Origin of the sequence: Pseudomonas sp. Irchel 3F3, from assembly GCF_900187545.1 — a bacterium.
GTDB lineage: Bacteria > Pseudomonadota > Gammaproteobacteria > Pseudomonadales > Pseudomonadaceae > Aquipseudomonas > Aquipseudomonas fortuita.
This window is the reverse complement of record NZ_FYDS01000010.1, coordinates 101666-120833: the sequence shown is the minus strand read 5'-3', so window position 1 is coordinate 120833 and position 19168 is coordinate 101666. Positions and strand designations below refer to the sequence as shown.

The following is a 19168-nucleotide window of genomic DNA, read 5'->3' as shown; positions in this document are numbered from 1 at the left end:
TATTATCAGCCGCATTGTCGGATTGGCCTCTCTCGTTCGAGCTCTCCTGCAAACCGCCCAAACAGGCATTTGAAGGAGCTGTCATGCCTATAACAACAAGCTGCCCATACCCGCGCCGAAAACACCTCACGTCCCTGCTGCTTGGCAGCGCCATCGCACTGCATACCGGGCTGCTGGCCCCGCTGCTGTCGACGAGCGCCCAGGCCCAAGCGCAACAGGCCAGCCGCGTCTACGATATCGCCCCAGGGCCGTTGATGACGACTTTGAACCGCTTCGCCCGCGAGGCCGGGGTGCTGCTGTCGTTCGATGCGGCGCTGACCCAGGGTCGGCAGAGCAGCGGGCTGCACGGCCGCTTCAATATCGAACAGGGGTTTGCCCTACTGCTGGCCGGTAGTGGGCTGCAGGCCCAGCGGGTGGGCAACGACTATGTGCTGGTGAGCCAGGTTGATGCTGGTTCGGCACTGCAACTGGGCGCAACCAGCATCACGGGTGAAGGTTTGGGCCTGACCACCGAGGGAAGCGGCTCCTACACCACCGGCGAAACGGCCGCCGCCACACGCCTGAACCTGAGCCTGCGCAAAACCCCGCAGTCGATCAGCGTGGTCACCCGCCAACAGATGGACGACCAGAACCTGCAAAGTGTTTCCGAAGTGCTGAAGCAAACGCCCGGTGTCACGGTCAACCAGGAAAGCTCCGAAGCCTTTACCTTCTACTCGCGCGGTTTCAAGCTGGATAACTACCAGTTCGATGGCGTGCCCAGCCTGTCCTCCGACGGCGGCTCATTGCGCGACAACTACAGCATCGGCAACAGCCTGGTCTATGACCGGGTCGAAGTACTGAAGGGCGCAACCGGCCTGGTCAACGGCGCCGGCAACCCCTCTGGGGTCATCAACCTGGTGCGCAAGCGCCCCACTGCCGCACTGCAGGGCCGTATCGGCGCAGGCGCCGGGTCCTGGGACAAATACCAGGCCGACTTCGACCTTGCCGGCCCGCTGACCGACAACGGTAATGTCCGTGGCCGCATGGTCGCTGGCACCCAATCCCGGCACAGTTACGTCGAGTACCTGACCGGCGAGCAGAACACCTTCTATGGCGTGCTGGAAGCCGACCTCAGCGAGAACACCTTGTTCACGCTTGGCTACGACGTGCAGAAAAACTACGACAACGGCAGCACCACCGGCGCACTGCCCGCGTTCTTTCTCGATGGCCGTACGGTCAAGTTCGACCGTGATACCAACGCCGCCGACCGCTGGACCTGGCGCAATCAGGAAACCCAGCGCGCCTTTGCAGAACTTGCCCACACCTTCGATAACGACTGGGTACTCAAGGGCGTACTCAGCAGCCGTGATTACCGCTCGCGCGAGCTGATCTCGGGCATCAGCAGCGAGGCCATTCAGGCAGACGGCAGCATTTCTCATGGCTTTGTCGGCGGCAACATCGACCCCGAAACCGGCGCCGTGAACAACAACGGCACCGCGAGCAAATTCAACACCACCAGTAAGGAAAAAGGCCTGGACCTGTATGCTCGCGGCCCGTTCTCGCTGGGTGGACGCGTGCATGAAGCCGTGTTCGGCTACAGCATCGCCCACACCAAATCAACCTCCAAGCGTGATGATGGTGTGACCAATGGCGTCATCGACGATGTATTCCAGTGGGACGGCTACGGCGATACCCCAACCAACTTCGAATGGTGGTCCACCTTCGATATCGAGGCGCGGCAGAAGGTGGGCTTTGCGGCAACCATCCTGAAACCTACCGACGCGCTGGCCGTTATCCTGGGGGCACGGATCGTCGACTACAAATGGGACATCGACACGATCAACGCCATCGGTCGCCGCCTCCCGGCCAGCGCCACCAACTCCAGCGAAATCGTGCCTTACGCTGGCGTCACCTACGACCTGGACCGGTACCACACCGTGTATGCCAGCTACACCGACGTGTTCAAACCCCAAGCGTATAGCCTCGGCGCGGACGGCAAGCCTATCGACCCACTTACCGGTGCAAGCTATGAAATCGGTATCAAAGGCGCCTACTTCGAAAACCGCCTGAATGCCAGCCTGGCCCTGTTCGAGCTGAAGCAGGACAACTTCGCTGTGCTCACCGGCGGCACCACGCCAAGTGGCGGCAGCGCCTACCGGGCGGCGCAAGGCGTCACCACCCGCGGCGTCGAGCTGGAAGTAAACGGCGAGCTGATGAAGGACCTGCAAGTGATGGCGGGCTACACCTTCGCCGAATCCCACGATGCTGATGACCAGCGCGTGGCAACCAACCAACCGCAGCATCTGCTCAAGCTGGCGACCAACTACCGCCTGCAGGGCGATTGGCACAAGTTCACCGTGGGCGGCAATGCGTATTGGCAGAGTGCGACCTTCTTCAAGCCAAGCGATGAGGACTGGTACGCGATCGACGACCCGGCTGCCAAATTTGAACAGAAGTCCTATGCGCTGGTGGGGTTGGTGGGTGGCTATGACTTTACCCGCAATCTGAAGGCAACCCTTAACGTCAACAACCTGTTCGACAAGCACTACTACAGTGGCATTGGCAACTACGGGACGGTTTTCTGGGGGGCGCCGCGTAACCTGATGGTCAATGTGAAGTACAGCTTCTAGGGAATTGCCTGGCACCTCACGAAGCCCCGGCGCCACCACGCCGGGGACAGGGTCTATCTAGCCAGCGCTGCTGGCGCCGGACGAACTGGGTATCGGCGGCGGGTCGGTAGGCAGTGCCGAGGTCGTGCGCCTTGGCCTGCCCGCTTGATGCGCCCTAGCGCAAGGACAACATCATTGTCAGCGGAGACAAATCGGGACACGGCGACGGTTCCGACACATATAGCTAACGTCTACACGCGTGTATTGGGCCTCAGACGGAACACTCGGCCTGTTTCCAGACGGATACCAAGCTCTCTTGGTAAACTAGCCGACACCCCGGGCAAACGCAGATCCTTTTTGTTGCCAGCATTTGCTAATGCCGCCCCTGCAATTTGCTGCTACGCCCTAAAATCCAGCATTCGGTACCGAAAACGTTGAACGATATGACCGCTAATACAGGCTCTAGCCCAACAACCACGCGCCCTGAGCCGTCACGCCGCTTCAGCGTTGCACCTATGATGGATCGTGTCGATAAATTTGGAATGCCCAGTGTTTACGGGGCCTGTAGGCATGCCGAATATTTGCTGTAGCAAAAATTAAGCAAGTTTGATGGGATAGCCACATAAGTGGCTTTTTTTTGGACATGAGAAGGGTGGCACTCCGGTATGGCATTGCCGGTGTTTCTCTTGGCTGGAAACAGGGACCGCAAGACACCTGATCGGCTACTTCCTTTGTAAAGCTACTCACCGGGGAAGGGCTTGCCACTGCCCTGTACCAGCTGTGCGCCGCCGGGATGATCCTGCGGATAGTCGTCAAACAAGCCCAACGCCCAGGCTTCCTCGTGCTCCATCAGCGCCCACATCCTGGCCGCCTCGGCAAGCTCGAGCATGTCGACCAGAGTGTCATCGTCGATGTCCCGGCGCCGGCGCGCAGCATAGGCCATTTCACTGAGCACAGCCGCTCGCCCATCAGGGTCAGTTACCAGGGCAGTCTGGTCATCAAGTTCCACCACCCAGGCCTGTGGTAATCCAGCCATCATTCTGCTCTGCACCACCAGGACTGGGCGTACAGAACGCCGTCAACTTCCTCAAGCCCGTTGATGTTGATGCCGAGCTGGGCCATCCCGTTAACCCTGGCGTCGTGCAGGCGCGGGATGATATCGGGCCCGGGCGTTGGATTGAACACCCATGCCTGGGTCGATACCCGGCCCAGCGGCTCGCTGTGGTGGTCACCGATGTGGACGTCGGCGCGCAAAGGCTGGACCCTTCTGAGCTGATCAGCAGGGATGGCCACGCCATTTACGCGGCGGCGAACGAGGAGGAAATACATGGGATTCCGACACTGTATAGAGATACAGTATCGTATAGGCCATTCCTGGCGCCGAGCAACTGCCGATGGGCGGATCAATGAAGAGGCGGCAGATCCGTGCCCCGGGCCTTGGCTATGACGCGAAGCTGGTAGTCGGACACCGCCTGGAACAGTGACTCGGCAAGCAAGTGCAGGCGCTCGACCTCTTCAGCTGGTTCGCCACGATCTTGGCCTCGTGGTAGGCACGGAATGCGTCCACCGCCTGCTGAATCAGTGACTCGCCGGCCTGAACCATTCCTACAAAAGTACGCTTGTCCATAACCATACCCGACTAGTTTCTCTACAAATAGTAGCCTCCTTCGCGGAATTAGAGCTTGGTCAATCCAAACGCTCGGCATCAGCCCTTACTGTGCTCTGGGGAAGATGGCCCCGTCCCCCGCTTGATGCCGCGTGGCCCCATGATGCCCCAGATAGCTAGGCCGACGATAGGCAGTGCTAGCAGTAGCAGTGCCCACATCGCTTTGGTCGACTCGGTCTTGTCACTCCGAAAGACACTGACGATGGCCCACAAATCGACAAGCAGAATGATCACCGCAACGGCGATCCAGAAATACGTCACAGGCTCGGTCATAACCGCCTCTCATATACAAGTGGACAGACCACGAAAACCCGTGGCCTTGTATAACAGGGAAGCCTCAGGGCCGTTCAAAGTTCAGCCAGCTTGGTCCGGCGCAGATGAATGGACGCCACGCACACTGAACCAACTTCGGCTGCAACAAGTCCATCGCAAAACAGCACTCGGATGACCCACTATGCCTAAAGACCTAGTATTCGAGGCGCTTGACTACCTGAGGATCCACACGCTGGTCCTGACAACCGCCGAATCATGTACTGCTGGCGCCATGGTCTCACTGCTGGCGGAAGTTCCGGGCACCGGCGAAGTACTTGAAAGCGGTTACGTCGTTTATTCGCCCAGCGCCAAAAGACGACTGCTGGGCATTAGCTCACAAACAATTGACCGCTTCGGACTCACCAGCGAGGCAGTGGCCTGGGAAATGGCAGTGGGTGCATTGAAAGACAGCGACGCCACGGTCGCCATCGCTAGCACCGGTGTCACAGGGCCGGAGCCGCAAGACGGCATTATTCCTGGCACTGTCTGCTTTGCTTGGGCATTTGCCGGCGAGCCGATTGCCGTCTTCACCCGGACCCAGCATTTTTTCGGTCACCGCGCAGATGTCATCCGACAAGGAGCACTGTTTGGGTTGTCACATATAGCGCACTACCATCAGTGCTGGCTGCGTGGTGAGCGCGCCTGAGGGCAAAGGCCATGAACGAAGACGAGCTGATCTCAAGGCACCATCCGGTCGATGAAGACATGCCCATGCAGCACCGTGTATGGCGCTTTGAACGGGTTGGATGGTACACGCTGGTGCTGCTCGTGATGCTTGCGCTGGCCGGGATGTTTGGCAACGGTCCGCTCAGTGACGCCCAGGCCCTGAGTACCGACGGCCGTATAGAGGTCGACTATCAGCGGCTCAGCCGTACTGGCAGCATCGATAATTTGCGAATCACAGTTCGCGGCGCCCCGGGGGAGCAGGTGGTACTGATGCTGGGCGGAACATTGCTGCAGAGCGCCAGCATCGAAACCATGCAGCCCCAGCCGCAGACGTCGCGGTCCCATGGAGAGGCGCTTCTGCTGGAACTTGGAACCAGCAAAGACGGTATCGCCACACTCTACCTGACCCTGCGCAGCGAGTATGTTGGCATCCGTGAAGGCATTGTCAGGGCAGACCCGGCCAGCGCTGTAAGTTTTACAACCTTCCTGTACCCCTAGGAGCGTGATATGGATTCCATCCTTCGTGCGGCAGGTATGTATGTTGCGCTGATGTTGCTTTTTCGTGTGGCTGGCAGGCGCTCGCTGGCCGACCTAACCACATTCGACTTCGTGCTGCTACTGATCATTGGCGAAGCAACTCAGCAGGCGTTGCTCGGGGAAGACTTTTCCTTTACCAACGCTATCTTGGTGATTGCTACGCTGATTGTGCTGGATGTCGGTCTGTCGTTGGCCAAGCTTAATTCCAGACCATTGGCACGCCTGCTCGACGGTCATGCCACATTGGTGGTGGAACAGGGACGCTTTCTACACCAGCGCATGCGCCAGGCAAGGCTAACAGAGGACGATATCCTTGAGTCAGCCAGGGACAGCCAAGGCATCGAAAGCGTCGAGCAGATCAAATTTGCTATCGTCGAGCGAAACGGCAAGATCTCGATTATTCCCCGAAACTGACATCAGTTTCTGATAGCAGCCCGTCACGGCAACTTTGGTCCGGTAACAGAGAGAAGTTTACGGCAGTTTTTAGACAGGGTTATCACCCCATCCAGGCGTTCTCGCAACCCCGATCCGCGCTAGGTCGTCCCCTATCTGACCTTACTTGGGGATCATGGGCGCACTAGAAGGTTGTATGGATGGCAGAAATGATCCGCACTTTTTCCAGACGCTGCTCTCCAATAAATCGGGTGTTCCCGTCAGCGCCCACATTGAAGCCCGTTGATACAAGGAGATAAGACATGCCTGCACGTAAGACTGTTGAAGACCTGTTCATCCATGAGCTCTCTGATGTCTACAGCGCCGAGAAACAAATCACCAAAGCGTTGCCAAGGTTGGCTCGCGCTGCCACCAATCCGCTGCTTGCTGAGGCCTTCACTTCCCATCTCGAAGAGACCCACGGGCAGATCGAACGCATCGACCAATTAGTCGAAAAGGCAGGATTGAAGCTCAAGCGGATGAAGTGCGTCGCAATGGAGGGCTTGCTCGAGGAGGGCAAAGAACTATTGGACGAGATTGAAAAGGGCCCAGTTCTGGATGCTGCGCTGATTGGCGCCAGTCAGAAGGTGGAGCACTATGAGATTGCAGCTTATGGCACGCTGATCGCTATGGCAAAGCATCTAGGAATCAAGGAAGCTGTTGACCTACTTGTCGATACGCTTGCCGAAGAAAAAGCTGCAGACGAAAAGCTTTCGGCGATTGCCGAAGAAGGTGGTAACCAAGCGGCCACTCTAGAGAAGTAAAACAGGGCTGCCCTGCGTGAACTCGCAGGGCTAGCTTTCAACACGCATGACCAATCGTCGTCTCATCAAGGTGTAAGAAAAGATTTCCAAGAATCGCAGAGGTCATACGCACTGAGCCTGCTTGGAGCTACGTTATGAAATTTGCACAGTTCTGCCAATGGCTGGCGAATAACTCTGGCCGACCGCGGACATTTCTAATCGCCGTTTGCCTCATCATCCTCTGGGCCGCTTCAGGGCCGTGGTTCCACTACAACGACACCTGGCAGCTGATCATCAATACCTCAACTACGATCATTACCTTTTTAATGGTGTTCCTCATTCAAAATACGCAGAACCGGGATAATGACATCATTCACGTTAAGCTTGACGAGCTCATAAGAGCAACCAAGTCCGCTGAAAGGTCAGTACTGGACCTAGAGGCGCTAGACAATCGACAAATTCACGAACTTCGAAAGGAATATCAAGCCATGGGAAGTGAATGCGAGCAAGAGCCATCTCCGCTCGCAACCTCGGAGGACCGGCCGAGAGACGGCCATCCGCGATAGGTTAATAACTATGACGGAGCTTAGTCGGCAGAGCCGGCACGCGTCTCGTACGCTAGCGCCCGGTTAATAGTCATAACAAGCTCCTCGATGGACCAAGGCTTAAAAAGATAGCTGATGGGTGGTGTGATAGTCGACACGTCCAAAGGAGAACCGGAGGTCAAAATCGCTGGGACCCTTGGCCATTTTTCATGAGCCATGGAGATAAACTCCATTCCCTTGATGCAACCAGGAATATGGTGGTCGACGATCATCAGAGAGCAGGAACCCTGAGATGCAAGGAGATGAATAAGGGCGTCGTCGGCATTGCCGAACCCCACACACGTGGCCTCCATCTCAGCCAAGATTGCTACCAGCAATGTTCGAAGAATCTCATCATCTTCGACAACTAATACAGTCAGTCCTGACAATGACAGCCCATCAGTGTCGACTTTCATCTGGTTCTCCAGCTACGACGAAGCTCTGAGTGTTTCAGGTTCAGAATCATCGGTCGATGGCGGCATTTGGCCACATCAATTGGGAGCACCAGGGCGGATGCCGCCCTGGCAAACCCTCTCAGGGCTGCGGACTTCAAGGAGCGGCGGAAAACCTCTTCATATCAATCGCAGGCGCCACAAACTCAGGGCCTTGCCCACTAGGGCGCCACCGCACCTTGGATATCCCATAGCGCTCAGCCATTGGGCGACTGACCTTCTTGATGTTGTGCTGACCGAACCTGGGAATTACGCCAACTCCGGCATCGCAACTCGCCCAATGCCAAGCCTCAACGTTGTCCATTCGCTCCTGCCGGATGATGAACGTCCGGTAATCACCGTGAAGCTCATACTCAATTATGTAAAGTTTGTGCTCTGCCATTGGACTCTCCTCCATAGAATCACCGTCAATGGAGCTACAAAGCGGGCGAAAAATTCACTTCTTTTTTACCGCATGGTCACGCCCCTCCAAGCAGAGCTATGATCGCGGTGCCCGCCTTACCAACGAGTCGTACTCTCGCTCGCACTGCTGGCCTGCTATTCGTGCCCGGTCAAAAGCCCGCGCCAACTCTCCCGCTCGTTCATCAGCCCGTGAGAGCAGCTCGGAGAGCACCATGGCGGCGCGGGTGGCTGCCTGGCCTCGGGCGATAGCGGCGGTATCCGTGCCGGAGCAACTGACGGTGGAAGCGAGCTTTCCGGCTTCGTGGCGCAACCGCTGGCCAGCAGCATCGGCGTCAGCAGCGCCAGCATCAGCAACCTTTCTTTCTTCATAGCCTTTTACCCTCGCCTCTTGTTGCGCATCTGTGCTGCGGTGTTCTTCCAGACGCGCCGCGCGCTCGCCAATCACTTCGGCGAGTCGGTCGCCGCTGTCCCGTTTCGCTGATTTCTGGTCAGCCTGGGCAAGTTCAACCGATCGACCGTGTTCGTACGCCGCCCAGTGGGTCACCAGCAACAGCGCTAACACTCCAGAGAGCACCCAGCCGTTCACGCTGCCCCCAGGAACAGATCTCGCTCAGCGGCCCGCCGGTGGACCAGGCCGGCCAGCACCTGCCCGCCAGCCTTGTTCCAGCGCGGGAACTGCTCTGCAGCAGATGCGTAGTTGCCAGCATTCAGCAACTGGCGGAGCGTGGACGATTCGAGATTCGCCGCACCCAGGTTGTAGGTGAAGCTCATCAGGGCGTCCCACTGGTTTTGGCTCAGCGGAACAGTGATCAAGCGCTGCACTTCTGGCTCGAAGCGCTGTACGTCGTTCAGCAGCATGCGCTCGGCCTGCTCCTTGCTGATCTTCATGCCGGCCTTCACGCCGCGGGTAGCACCGTAGCCAATGGTCCAGACACCTACTGAATCCTGATAGGCCTGCAGGCGCAGGCCCTCGAACGACTTGATGAGGCTCAAGCCGCGTTGCGATGTTCGCATTTGGGTTTTCTCCAGGCAAAAAAAAACCCGCACTTGGCGGGCTTGGCAGGGGTCAGCTATGTCAGGCGGCAGGAGCTTCAGCCTCCGGCTCAGCCGGATCCTGAACAGTTACGGTCACGGTGGCCCGGTACTCGCTGAGCACCTTGGCCACCAGCACCTGGGCGGCAGGGAACTGCTGCAGGATTTCCCGGGCGCGGGTGTCGGCCTGCTCCTGGGTGGCGTACGGAATCAGGTTGGCGGCGTCGTACAGGTTGGTTGCGTTGATGGCTACGAAAGGCATGGGTCAATCTCCAGACAAAAAGAAGCCTGCTCGATGGCAGGCATTGGGTAGTTGGCTTGGGTTCAAGCCTTGGGGTATTGCTGCTTGATCTGCTGCAGGGTCGAGAAAAACGGCTCTGCCTTGGGCATATGCCCTTGATTCATGGCATGCCACAGCATGTCCAGTTGTTCCTCCACCGGCGGATACTCGGCCGCACGGCGCTTGGTGTGGTCGCACTTATGCTGAATTTTCAAAGGTGAACTCCTGATCGCGGTAGGGCCAAAGGCTGACCGTGACGTGGTAGGTACCCGGCGCCGAGAATTCCAGCTCGATGTCACTGCCGTCAGCGATGTAGGTTTCGTTCTCGATGTCGACGGCGGCACCTTCGTGGACCCCCTTCAACCAGTGCCCTTGGAGAACCGCCCCCATCTGGGGGCGCTCCTTGAGCATCTGGCCCAACACAAAGTGCTCGGCCGGACGTGCCGGGGTGGCCACCTGGATGTAGGGGCGATCGGTGTTTAGCCTGATGATCTTCTTGCCGTGCTCGGGCGGGCAGCTGACGGCAAACACAATCCGTCCGTCAGTCTCATAGGCTACATAGTGCTCAATGCTGCTCATCGTTTGGTTCCCATTGCGTAAAGGGTGTGGTTCTGAACGCCTACCCCCGAGTTCTCCCCCCACCACTTCACCGTGATGACGAAGTAACCCGGACCCACACCGATCGATCCCATCAGGTTGGGGAAACCATCCGCCCAGTCGCCGCCACCTTGAGCGATCACCAAGCCGTTGATATCCATCTGGAACATGTATTTACGGATACCGCTGCCAAACCCTTGATAACAGCTGTACTGGGCAGTGATGAATCCACCCTCGTCCATTTGCACGCCGATGGCGATCAGGTTTTGCCACTGACCTACACCGACGCCGAGCACATTCCCGGGGTTATTAGCCGATACCGGCACCGTGACGGCGTTGCCACGGATGCGCAGCGTGTCAATTTCGGCCACCCCGATCTTGGCGGCCGTGATGGCACCGTCTGCGATCTTCGCGTTGCCAATACTGGCGCTCCGAATGTACGCGTCAGCAATAAATGTCTGACCACCAACGACAGAGAACGGTGACGAGAGCCCACCGCCATTCGCATTCAGCAAAATGAACTGGTCGGAATAGACAGCAAAAGCGGACTGAACAACGCCGTTTTGTTCGTTGATTCCGATGCCAAATCCTGCGAAATGATGAACACCGTACTGGTTATTAACCTGCACCCGCAGGGTGTATTGGGCGTTCAGCATCCCTTTCATGTCGGCCTGAGCGGTCGCAACCTGCTTCACAGCAGCGTTCGTAGTGCCCAGCGATGCCTGTGTGTCCTGAACCTGCTTACTGACTGCACCGACCGCATCAACCCGGGCTTTGGCTTCGTTCTGAATCGCCGCGTTGGCGTCGCCTACGGCGGTGTACAGCCCATCAGTACGTATTGCCTCTGCGGTGATTTTTTCGCCCTGCTGGGTCACCGTCGAGGACAGCGATTCCAAGGCCCGGCTGGATGCGGAAGGCCCAACCCGGCCGACAGCGATCCAATCAATATCCCAAACAGCATCCAATGCGTTCGCGAAGTTGAACCTCAGTTGGCGGATGGTGTTATCTACCCAGTCGGTACCGCCAGCAGCCAAGTTGGTCATGTCCCACTCAACCACTGCAGACTGGCCCACAGCAATATTCGGGTTCGGCGCCGACGCCCTGTAGCTGCTCGAAATGCCATGACTCGGCGTCGAGTAGTAAAGGGTTCCCGTCCAGGCAGATGCGGAACCACCACGGCGGGTCAAACCCACCCGCACCTTGGTGTATTGCGCACCCGGAATGGTCAGGGTCAGCGTTCCCGTGCTGCTCAGCAGTTGAGGGTCGGAGGTCGTCGGCGTCAGCCGCAGTGCACCACCTGAGGCCGAAACGCTTGCATTGCCAGCCACCCACCCTTCCGTGCCTGTATCGAACTGCCAATACCCACCCGGCGCCGGATCAAGGCCCGACGCACCCAAACCGCTCTGGATGGCTCCCACACTGTTGCTCAGATCGATCAGGCTGTTGGATTGACTGGTGTTGACGCCCTCGGCGGCGGTCACGCGGTTAGCCAGGGTTTGCAGCGCCGCCGCCTCGGCCTTTGTCGCAACCTGGCTGAGTGCGCTGGCTGCGGCTGCGGCCGCATCGGCGGCCACCTTGTCGCTCACTGCGACCCAAGTACTACCGTTCCATCGTTTAGGCGTGTTGGCGTTGCCCGTGGTGTCGATCCACAGGTTTTGCGCAAGTCGCTTGTCCGCTGCCGGGGCAGTAGCGCCGTAAATCACCTCCCCCTTGGAGCCCGCCGCTGTAGCCGCCGCCTGGGCGGCCTGCTGCGCCGTTGTAACGTTCTGGTTGGTGGTGGTGAGGCTGTTTTCTAAGCTTGTGGTCCTCCCAGCCACGCTGCTCAGGGTGCCGCCCTGCTGGTTGACGGCCGACGTCAAACTCTCGACTGCTGCCGACGTAGCGCTGTTATCAGCTGCGTTAAGCTGACCATTGTCACGCCAACCGGTAGCACGGGTGCCGTACTCAGCCTGGGGCCGCGCAAGCTCAACCGTGCCACTTACTGCCGTTGAGGTAGTGCCGTGAATACGGAAGTACACAATGGCCTGCGTAGCATTAGCCGGCGCAACGGCTGTATAGGTAAACCGGTCGCCGGCAACCGACATGCTTAGGTTGCTTGAGGACACTGCAGAAAGGACTGTGCCTGCATCGTTGGTCCACTGGATCCAGATGCGCAAGAACAAAGGGTTGTCGCCACTTCGGCGCGCATAGCACGAAGCCGTGACAGACTGCCCTGACGCGACCTTGATACGTCGTGGACCAGGTGTACGCACAGATTTGTACGGACTGCCGCTTGTCACACCGCTGAGCACAGTGCGAATGGCCTTTTCCCCGGAGTTGAGCCAGGAAGTTACAACCGATTCCACCGATGACGCGGCGCCTTCCATTTCCCAGCCATCCACTACCTGCGACGAAACCGCAGCGGGTCGGGAGAACGTCGGGTTATAGAACAGGTTTTCCCCGCCAACATCCCCGATACTGTTTTCCAACTGGGTAAGCTGACTGGAAGTCGAGATAACTCCATTCTCAACTGTCCCGACACGACCGGCCAGCGCGCTGGTGGCCGAGGCGTTAGCGTCTGCAGCCGCAGCGTTCGTTTTCCCGTTATCGCGCCATCCGGTTACTACAGGGCTGTGCTCGTACTGGGCTTTATCCAGATCGACAAAACCACCGGTAAGACTGGACCCGGGAGCCGAACGAATACGAAAGAGGATATCGACCCGCACCGAGTTGGCCGGCGCAGCCAGGCCGGTGAGCACGATGCGGCTGTACGTCGGCGTAAGCCCCACGTTGACAGGCCCGTGGGTGGCCAAAGTGGCGCCGCTGGCATCCTTGTACTGCATGAAAATTTGCAGCATCAGCCCAGTATTGCCACGGGCAAAAATTGAGGCCGTACCGACGACACCTTCGTAAACCGGCGGACGCCGGTCAGGCGAGCCTGTGGCCGCTACAAAATCAACATATTGGTCACCTGTCCCAGCGACCAGGCCTGTCACGTCCAGCCGCTGACATTTACCTTCAGCGCCAAGGTCTGAGTTCCGAAGCGTGGGGGTCACTACCACAGCATTGCTTTTACGCCATCCCCAGCCCTCGGCTAGGTTGGGGTTAGCCGCCGAAGGTATATCGAACGATGGGTTGTACAGTAGGTTTTCACCGCCAACCTGTGCGATCGACGTGTTGATATCCACGATGGCCGAGCCGTTGGCGGAAATGTCTGCGCCTTGCCGGGACACCTCGTTGGTCAACGCGCTGACGGTCTGCGCATCGGCCTTCGTCTGTGCCACCGACAGAGCATTGGCTGCAGCTGCAGCAGCGTCCGTGGCCACCTTGTCGCTCACTGCCACCCAGGTGCTGCCGTTCCAGCGCTTCGGCGTGTTGGCATTGCCCGTGGTGTCGATCCACAGGTTTTGCGCCAGGCGCTTGTCGGCTGCAGGTGCGGTCGATCCATAGATGACTTCACCCTTGGCGCCGGCGGCCGTCGCAGCCGCCTGGGCGGCCTGCTGCGCGGCTGTTACGTTCTGCTTGGTGGTGGTCAACCCACCTTCAAGCGAGACGATCGACTGCCCCTGAGACACCAGCCCCTGCTCTGTCTGGCTAACCCGGCCGCTCAGCAGATTGGTGGCCGAGACGTTCGCCGCGACCTCGCCTGCAGTGACCTGGCCATTATCCCGCCAACCCGTTGCACGGGAACCGTACTCAGCTTGCGGCCTGGCCAGCTCGACCGTGCCGTTTGCAGCCGCTGCAGTTTGGCCATGAATGCGGAAATAGACGTTGACGCGAACAGCACCCGCTGGGGCGATAGAGGTGAACGCTACCCGCCCTCCTTCGACCGCAATAGGCACAAAGCCGTTGGCCGGGGCCGAAATAACTGCGCCGGCTTCGTCGTACCACTGGTGAATCAGCCGCAGGGCCAGCAACCCCGAATTCGCCATGCGTCGGGCGTAAACCGACGAAGTGACCGTCTGCCCGCCCGCAACCTTTGGCCGCTGGCTGGTATGGGTCACCAGCGACAGATAGGGGCTTGCGTTGGTCACGCCAGTGACTGCGACCCGAAACGCCTGTTCCCCCGAATTCAACCAGGAAGCCACCATGCTCGGGTTCTTGGTCGCGGCGCCCTCCAAGAACCAGCCGTCAGGCACATTGGCATCGGCCGCGCTGGCACGATTGAACGTTGGGTTGTACAGCAGGTTTTCCCCACCCACCTCAGCGATCGCGGCGTCAATCGCCGTCATCGCCTGACCTTGGGCGGTAATGTCCTGGCCATGCTGCGCGACCGTGTTGGACAGGTTTTGCACCGTCGACGCATCGGCCTTCTTGGCCACCTCGGTCAGCGCCGATTGGGCTGCTGCAGCTGCATCGGTGGCAACCTTGTCGTTCACTGCGACCCAGGCGCTACCGCTCCAGCGTTTCGGCGTATTGGCGTTGCCGGTGGTGTCGATCCACAGGTTTTGCGCCAGGCGCTTATCAGTTGCAGGTGCGGTCGATCCATAGATGACCTCGCCTTTCGCCCCCGCCGCCGTCGCAGCCGCCTGCGCGGCTTGCTGGGCAGCAGTAACGCCCTGATTGGTCGTGGTCAGACCGTTCTGCAAGCTGACGATCGACTGGCCCTGCGTGACCAGCTTGCCATCGGCGTCACTGACAGCACTGCTCAGGTTGGATACTGCTTCCGCCGAGGCCGCAATCGAACGACGCCCCACCGCGATATAGGCAATGTCGATTTCGCCCGTGGTATCCGACGCACTCATCATGTCCAGACGAATCGCCAGAATGTTCTTGCCGTTCCAGCCGGCGTGGCCAGACAGGTCAATCTCGATATCCTGCCAGTCGGTCGTGGTGGTATTGATCGTCCAGGGCATGCGCCGGGCTTCGGCCAACCCGCCATCTTCGTTCGCCCAGTACATCTGCGCGCCAGCGCGGGCCGTGTTGCGTCGACGCAGCCGGATGCGCAGGAAAGGGTCCTCGGCGCCCGGGAACGTCGGGGTGAAGTTGCACTGCAGGTTAGGGCAGTTGCCGGACGTGGCGAACAGTGGGCCGGCAACAAAGGTCGAACCGCTGAGGGTACCGAACCAACCCCGCGTCGAACCGGTGAATTCCCAAGCCTTGCCGGCCACGAACGACTGCGCGGCACTCAGGCTGTTCTTGAGCTGGGTGATATCGCTGCTGTAGCTGGTCAGCACACCCTCGGCATTGCTGACGCGGTTGGTCAGCAGATTGACCGCCGACGCGTCGGCTTTGGTCGCGGCCAGCGCATTGGCGGCGGCGGCAGCGGCGGCGGCATCGGTGGCCACCTTGTCGCTCACCGCCACCCAGGTGCTGCCGTTCCAGCGCTTCGGCGTGTTGGCATTGCCCGTGGTGTCGATCCACAAGTTTTGCGTCAGGCGCTTGTCAGCGGCCGGCGCCGTAGCGCCATAGATCACTTCCCCTTTGGCGCCGGCCGCTGTAGCGGCTGCCTGCGCGGCTTGCTGGGCGGCCGTCACATCCTGCTTCGTCGTGGTGAGGCTGGATTGCAGGCCGGTCATGGCCTGCCCCTGCGCACTCACAGCGCCTTCCACATCGGTTACCCGGGTGGTCACGCTCTGAACGGCCTGGGCATCCGCCTTGGTCTGTGCCACAGCCAGGGCATTGGCGGCGGCCGCAGCGGCATCGGTGGCCACCTTGTCCGTAACCGCCACCCAGGTGCTGCCGTTCCAGCGCTTCGGCGTATTCGCATTGCCGGTGGTGTCGATCCACAGGTTTTGCGCCAAGCGCTTATCGGCCGCCGGCGCCGTTGTGCCATAGATCACCTCACCTTTGGCGCCGGCTGCCGTGGCGGCCGCCTGCGCGGCCTGCTGGGCGGCCGTCACGTTGCCATTGGTGGTAGTCAAACCAGACTGCAGGCCCTCAATCTTGGAGGCTTGCGCCGTGCTCGTACCGTTGAGGGTAGAAACGTCCGTTTCGACCTTGCCCACGCGCGCGGCGGTGCCGGCAGCCGTCACGATGGCTTGGCCAACATCGGTCCAGTAGGTCGCATTCGGCGGCGGGTTGTTCTTCGGCACCGCTTTCAATGCCTGATACAGCTTGCCGTCGGCGCCCAGTACGCCCTGATTCAGGGTGTAGGTCTTGTCTTTGTTGTACGGCAACGAGCCGGCCAACGCGGACACGGTATTGATCTGCTGCTGCAGCTCGGACCGGGCCGCATCGACTTCCTGATCAACTGCCGCAAGCTGCTGTTGCAATTCATCACGAGCCGTCAATACCGACGATTTGACCGTCTCGACCGCGTTATTGACCTCGGAAACCTGCTCACTCAGCTTATTACGCGCCTCGTCCACACGCTCGTTCACCGACCCGGGGCCATTCTTGTCGATCAGATCAATACGGCTGAGCAGTTCCTTCCCCAGTTCGCTTTCGGTGATCTGATCCTTGATCTGCTCGAGGATCGCGCCAGCATCTGCGCTGGCCATTCCGGCAACCACTGCCGGGGCTACCGGGAAGAATGGGCCAAGGTTATTGGAACGATCGACCAGGCGAGCCCAGAAGTAGAACTGTTGGCCCGCGCGCAAGCCCTGCATCACGTACTCGTTCTGCGGGTAGGCCAGGTCTGCCAGCTTGGTGGCCTTGTCCAAGTCAGTACCTTCGTTGTACCACAGCTCGGTACGCTGGGTGTCGCTGGAGCCAGCAGGGAAGCCCCACTTGATGCCGATGCCGAACAGCAGGCTTTCCGTATCCAGGAAGGAAACAGCCGGCGGCAGGCCTTCCTTGCCATTCAGCTGAGTGAGGGTCGAGCTTTTCCAGATCGACGTAATGTCGAACGAGCTCACAGCGCGTACGCGTGCAAGGTAGGCACCCGCGTAAATGCCGACCACGTCCACCGATGTTGCGCCGGTGCGCTGCAGGCGACCCCAGTTGCCGTTGTCCTTGCGCCACTCCACGTCATAGGCGACAGCGCCCTCCACCGCCGGCCAGGCGATGGTCATCGTGCTGACCGCAATACCCTGGTCGATCATGTGGGCGGAAGACAAGGTCACGCTTGCGGGGGGCTGCACAGTGGTCACCGGGATAACGCTGATCGGGCGCTCGTCCAACTTGGCGCCGGTGTCGATCGCAGCGAACTTGCTAGGGTTGAACTCGAGCGCGGTGATCTCGTACTCGCCCTCTTGGGTGCGCGTTGTCTTCAGCACCCGGAACAGCTGCACCGCCAGGTCGTGGTAATCGATTGCCCACTGCAGTTCCGGCTCAGGCTGCACGCCATACGCGGTGGTTACCGTCACCGCGCGGCCGGCCACCGACTGCACCGTGCGTGCCTGGGCGGTACCGTTCGGCAGGTTCAAGATCAGCCGGTCGCCAGCCTTGATCGGCGTGTCACGGTCCAGGGTCACAACGCGGCCGGCAGCCGCCGAAATCCGACCGCCGTTTGGACGGCCGGCAACCAGTTCGTCTGCGACGGGAATGACGTAACCAGGCAGCGGAATGCGCCCTTCCATGCCGGTCTTGAAAGTGACGGTGCGGTCCTGGCTGTTACTCAGCAGCGCCCACTTGCCGCGTCGCTGTGCCTCGGATGCACGGGTGCAGCCGATGGCTGAAATCTCCACCGGACGGTCCCGGTACCGGCGCTGGAGAGCGTTGTCGGTGACCGGGATAACATCGGTGTCATAGTTGTTGGCCGGGTTGTCGTAGCTGACCAGAGCCCGGCTGTAGTGCGTGTTACGCTCGGCACCGCCGTAAACGAACTCACCGTCGATGACGTTGGCCCGGGTGAACACGTAGTCGATATCCTGGGCGCGCGGCATGTCTGCCTGCATGTACAGAGAGCCGTGAGCCCAGTACACCATGCCCCGGTAAATCGCGGAGAGGTCGCGCAGCAAGGTCCAGGCTTCGGCGCGGCCCTGAAGGTTCATGTCGCACAGGAAACGCGGCTCCTGACCGCCCTGACCATTCGGCACCTGCTGATCGCAGTACTGGGCGATGCGGTACATCTCCCACTTATCGACCATCCACGACTTGATGCGCTTGCCCAAGCCAAAACGGTCCTCGACGCACAGACCGTAGGTCACAAACGCCGGGTTGTTGGTCCAGGCCTGCTTGAAGGTGCCGTCCCATACGCCGGCATAGGTGCGCGCAACGGGATCGTAGTTGGTCGGCACCGGCCAGCGCTTGGCCTTGCACTTCACGGTTACCGCAGGGATGTTCTGGAACTGCTGGGCGTCAAACTCGATGTACAGCAACGCAGTGTTTGGGTATCGCAGTTTCTGGTCGATGATCTCGGTGTAGCCAGCGATGGTCATCGTGTCGGCCACGGTGCCGCTGTTGGCATTCGGAGTGATACGGCGCACGCGCAGCATCCATCCGGAGGTTGCTTTGGGCAGGTTCACGCGCACCGAGCGCTGATAGCCGTTGGTGGTCTTGCCGTCCACCGCCCCCAGATGCGCCTCGACGTAGGCGCCACCATCGGTGGCGATATCGATGGCGTACTCAATGCGGTAGCCATTGGTATTGCCACTGCTGTCCTGCTGCGCCAGGCGCGGCCAGGCCATTCGCACGCGCACGGCCGAGAGCTGGATGTTGCTCAGGGCTCGGGCAAATGGGTTGTCGCTGCGCAGTTCCACATTAACGGTGGTCTCGTTCTCGATCGCAGGGATACCCTGGATGTAGTCCTGCTCGATCGAGCCCGAGCGCCACTCCCACCGCACCCCAGGAAAATTCACGCTGCCGTTGGCATCCATGATCGGGGTGTTATCGAGGTAGATATCGCGATCCGTCGGCTCCTCATCGAACTCCCCCTCCCCAACAGCAATCAGAATTTTGCCGATGTTGGTCGACTGGAGGCTATCCGGAGCCTCAACCGGCGATTTCGGTTTGCTGCTGCCGCCCTTGGCGCCAGTGATATCAACGTGATCTGCTAGGCCCATGCTTTCCTCC

General features: G+C 59.7%; 17 protein-coding genes and 1 pseudogene. 6 read left to right on the top strand and 12 right to left on the bottom strand.

Annotated elements, in window-relative coordinates; translation table 11 throughout:
* The first annotated feature begins 83 nt into the window (after positions 1-83).
* Positions 84-2609 carry a TonB-dependent siderophore receptor gene (locus CKW35_RS21885; RefSeq protein ID WP_095116861.1) on the top strand — a complete coding sequence of 842 codons (2526 nt, stop codon included), beginning with the start codon at positions 84-86 and terminating at the stop codon, positions 2607-2609.
* 718 nt (positions 2610-3327) lie between these two features.
* On the opposite strand, the gene CKW35_RS21880 is transcribed toward CKW35_RS21885, so the two are convergent.
* The 4 genes and pseudogenes from CKW35_RS21880 to CKW35_RS21865 all read right to left on the bottom strand — a co-directional run bounded on the left by CKW35_RS21880 (position 3328) and on the right by CKW35_RS21865 (position 4527).
* Positions 3328-3627: a hypothetical protein gene (locus tag CKW35_RS21880; protein ID WP_016485740.1), complete on the bottom strand. Its 300-nt coding sequence runs from the start codon at positions 3625-3627 to the stop codon at positions 3328-3330.
* Positions 3624-3917, bottom strand: a complete 294-nt coding sequence (locus CKW35_RS21875) for a hypothetical protein (RefSeq protein ID WP_016485739.1) — start codon at positions 3915-3917, stop codon at positions 3624-3626. Before CKW35_RS21875 ends, CKW35_RS21880 begins: the two co-directional genes overlap by 4 nt.
* A 74-nt stretch (positions 3918-3991) precedes the next feature.
* A pseudogene (locus CKW35_RS28655) lies at positions 3992-4215 on the bottom strand (hypothetical protein).
* Positions 4216-4293: 78 nt separating this feature from the next.
* Positions 4294-4527 carry a PLDc N-terminal domain-containing protein gene (locus CKW35_RS21865; protein WP_016485738.1) on the bottom strand — a complete coding sequence of 78 codons (234 nt, stop codon included), beginning with the start codon at positions 4525-4527 and terminating at the stop codon, positions 4294-4296.
* A gap of 181 nt (positions 4528-4708) precedes the next feature.
* Between CKW35_RS21865 and CKW35_RS21860 the strand changes: the two genes are divergently transcribed.
* The 5 genes from CKW35_RS21860 to CKW35_RS21840 all read left to right on the top strand — a co-directional run bounded on the left by CKW35_RS21860 (position 4709) and on the right by CKW35_RS21840 (position 7510).
* Positions 4709-5212 (top strand): CinA family protein, encoded by a 504-nt coding sequence (locus tag CKW35_RS21860; RefSeq protein ID WP_016485737.1) that lies wholly within the window; start codon positions 4709-4711, stop codon positions 5210-5212.
* 11 nt (positions 5213-5223) lie between these two features.
* Positions 5224-5730: a hypothetical protein gene (locus CKW35_RS21855; RefSeq protein WP_095116859.1), complete on the top strand. Its 507-nt coding sequence runs from the start codon at positions 5224-5226 to the stop codon at positions 5728-5730.
* Between the two features lie 9 nt (positions 5731-5739).
* On the top strand, positions 5740-6183 hold the full coding sequence (locus CKW35_RS21850; RefSeq protein ID WP_016485735.1) for a DUF421 domain-containing protein: 444 nt from the start codon (positions 5740-5742) through the stop codon (positions 6181-6183).
* Between the two features lie 281 nt (positions 6184-6464).
* Positions 6465-6965 carry a ferritin-like domain-containing protein gene (locus tag CKW35_RS21845; RefSeq protein WP_019471644.1) on the top strand — a complete coding sequence of 167 codons (501 nt, stop codon included), beginning with the start codon at positions 6465-6467 and terminating at the stop codon, positions 6963-6965.
* Between the two features lie 134 nt (positions 6966-7099).
* Complete coding sequence (locus tag CKW35_RS21840; protein WP_016485733.1) at positions 7100-7510, top strand: low affinity iron permease family protein; 411 nt, start codon at positions 7100-7102, stop codon at positions 7508-7510.
* Between the two features lie 20 nt (positions 7511-7530).
* Here CKW35_RS21840 and CKW35_RS21835 read toward each other — a convergent pair whose 3' ends face one another.
* The 8 genes from CKW35_RS21835 to CKW35_RS21805 form a co-directional block, all read right to left on the bottom strand.
* Positions 7531-7944, bottom strand: coding sequence for a response regulator (locus CKW35_RS21835; protein WP_016485732.1), 414 nt, complete (start codon positions 7942-7944; stop codon positions 7531-7533).
* Between the two features lie 133 nt (positions 7945-8077).
* Entirely contained in the window at positions 8078-8362 is a 285-nt protein-coding gene (locus tag CKW35_RS21830; protein WP_016485731.1) for a DUF6555 family protein, read from the bottom strand.
* A 96-nt stretch (positions 8363-8458) separates the two neighbouring features.
* On the bottom strand, positions 8459-8968 hold the full coding sequence (locus CKW35_RS21825; protein ID WP_080641005.1) for a DUF2514 domain-containing protein: 510 nt from the start codon (positions 8966-8968) through the stop codon (positions 8459-8461).
* The gene (locus tag CKW35_RS21820; RefSeq protein WP_016485728.1) at positions 8965-9396 is read right to left on the bottom strand and encodes a lysozyme; all 432 of its coding nucleotides are present in this window, start codon (positions 9394-9396) and stop codon (positions 8965-8967) included. Before CKW35_RS21820 ends, CKW35_RS21825 begins: the two co-directional genes overlap by 4 nt.
* A gap of 61 nt (positions 9397-9457) precedes the next feature.
* Positions 9458-9676 carry a hypothetical protein gene (locus CKW35_RS21815; protein ID WP_016485727.1) on the bottom strand — a complete coding sequence of 73 codons (219 nt, stop codon included), beginning with the start codon at positions 9674-9676 and terminating at the stop codon, positions 9458-9460.
* A gap of 62 nt (positions 9677-9738) precedes the next feature.
* Entirely contained in the window at positions 9739-9909 is a 171-nt protein-coding gene (locus CKW35_RS28410; protein WP_019750987.1) for a hypothetical protein, read from the bottom strand.
* Positions 9893-10273 carry a hypothetical protein gene (locus CKW35_RS21810; RefSeq protein WP_095116858.1) on the bottom strand — a complete coding sequence of 127 codons (381 nt, stop codon included), beginning with the start codon at positions 10271-10273 and terminating at the stop codon, positions 9893-9895. The genes CKW35_RS28410 and CKW35_RS21810 overlap by 17 nt, the downstream gene beginning before the upstream one ends.
* Positions 10270-19158 carry a DUF1983 domain-containing protein gene (locus CKW35_RS21805; protein ID WP_095116856.1) on the bottom strand — a complete coding sequence of 2963 codons (8889 nt, stop codon included), beginning with the start codon at positions 19156-19158 and terminating at the stop codon, positions 10270-10272. Before CKW35_RS21805 ends, CKW35_RS21810 begins: the two co-directional genes overlap by 4 nt.
* Positions 19159-19168: the final 10 nt, after the last annotated feature.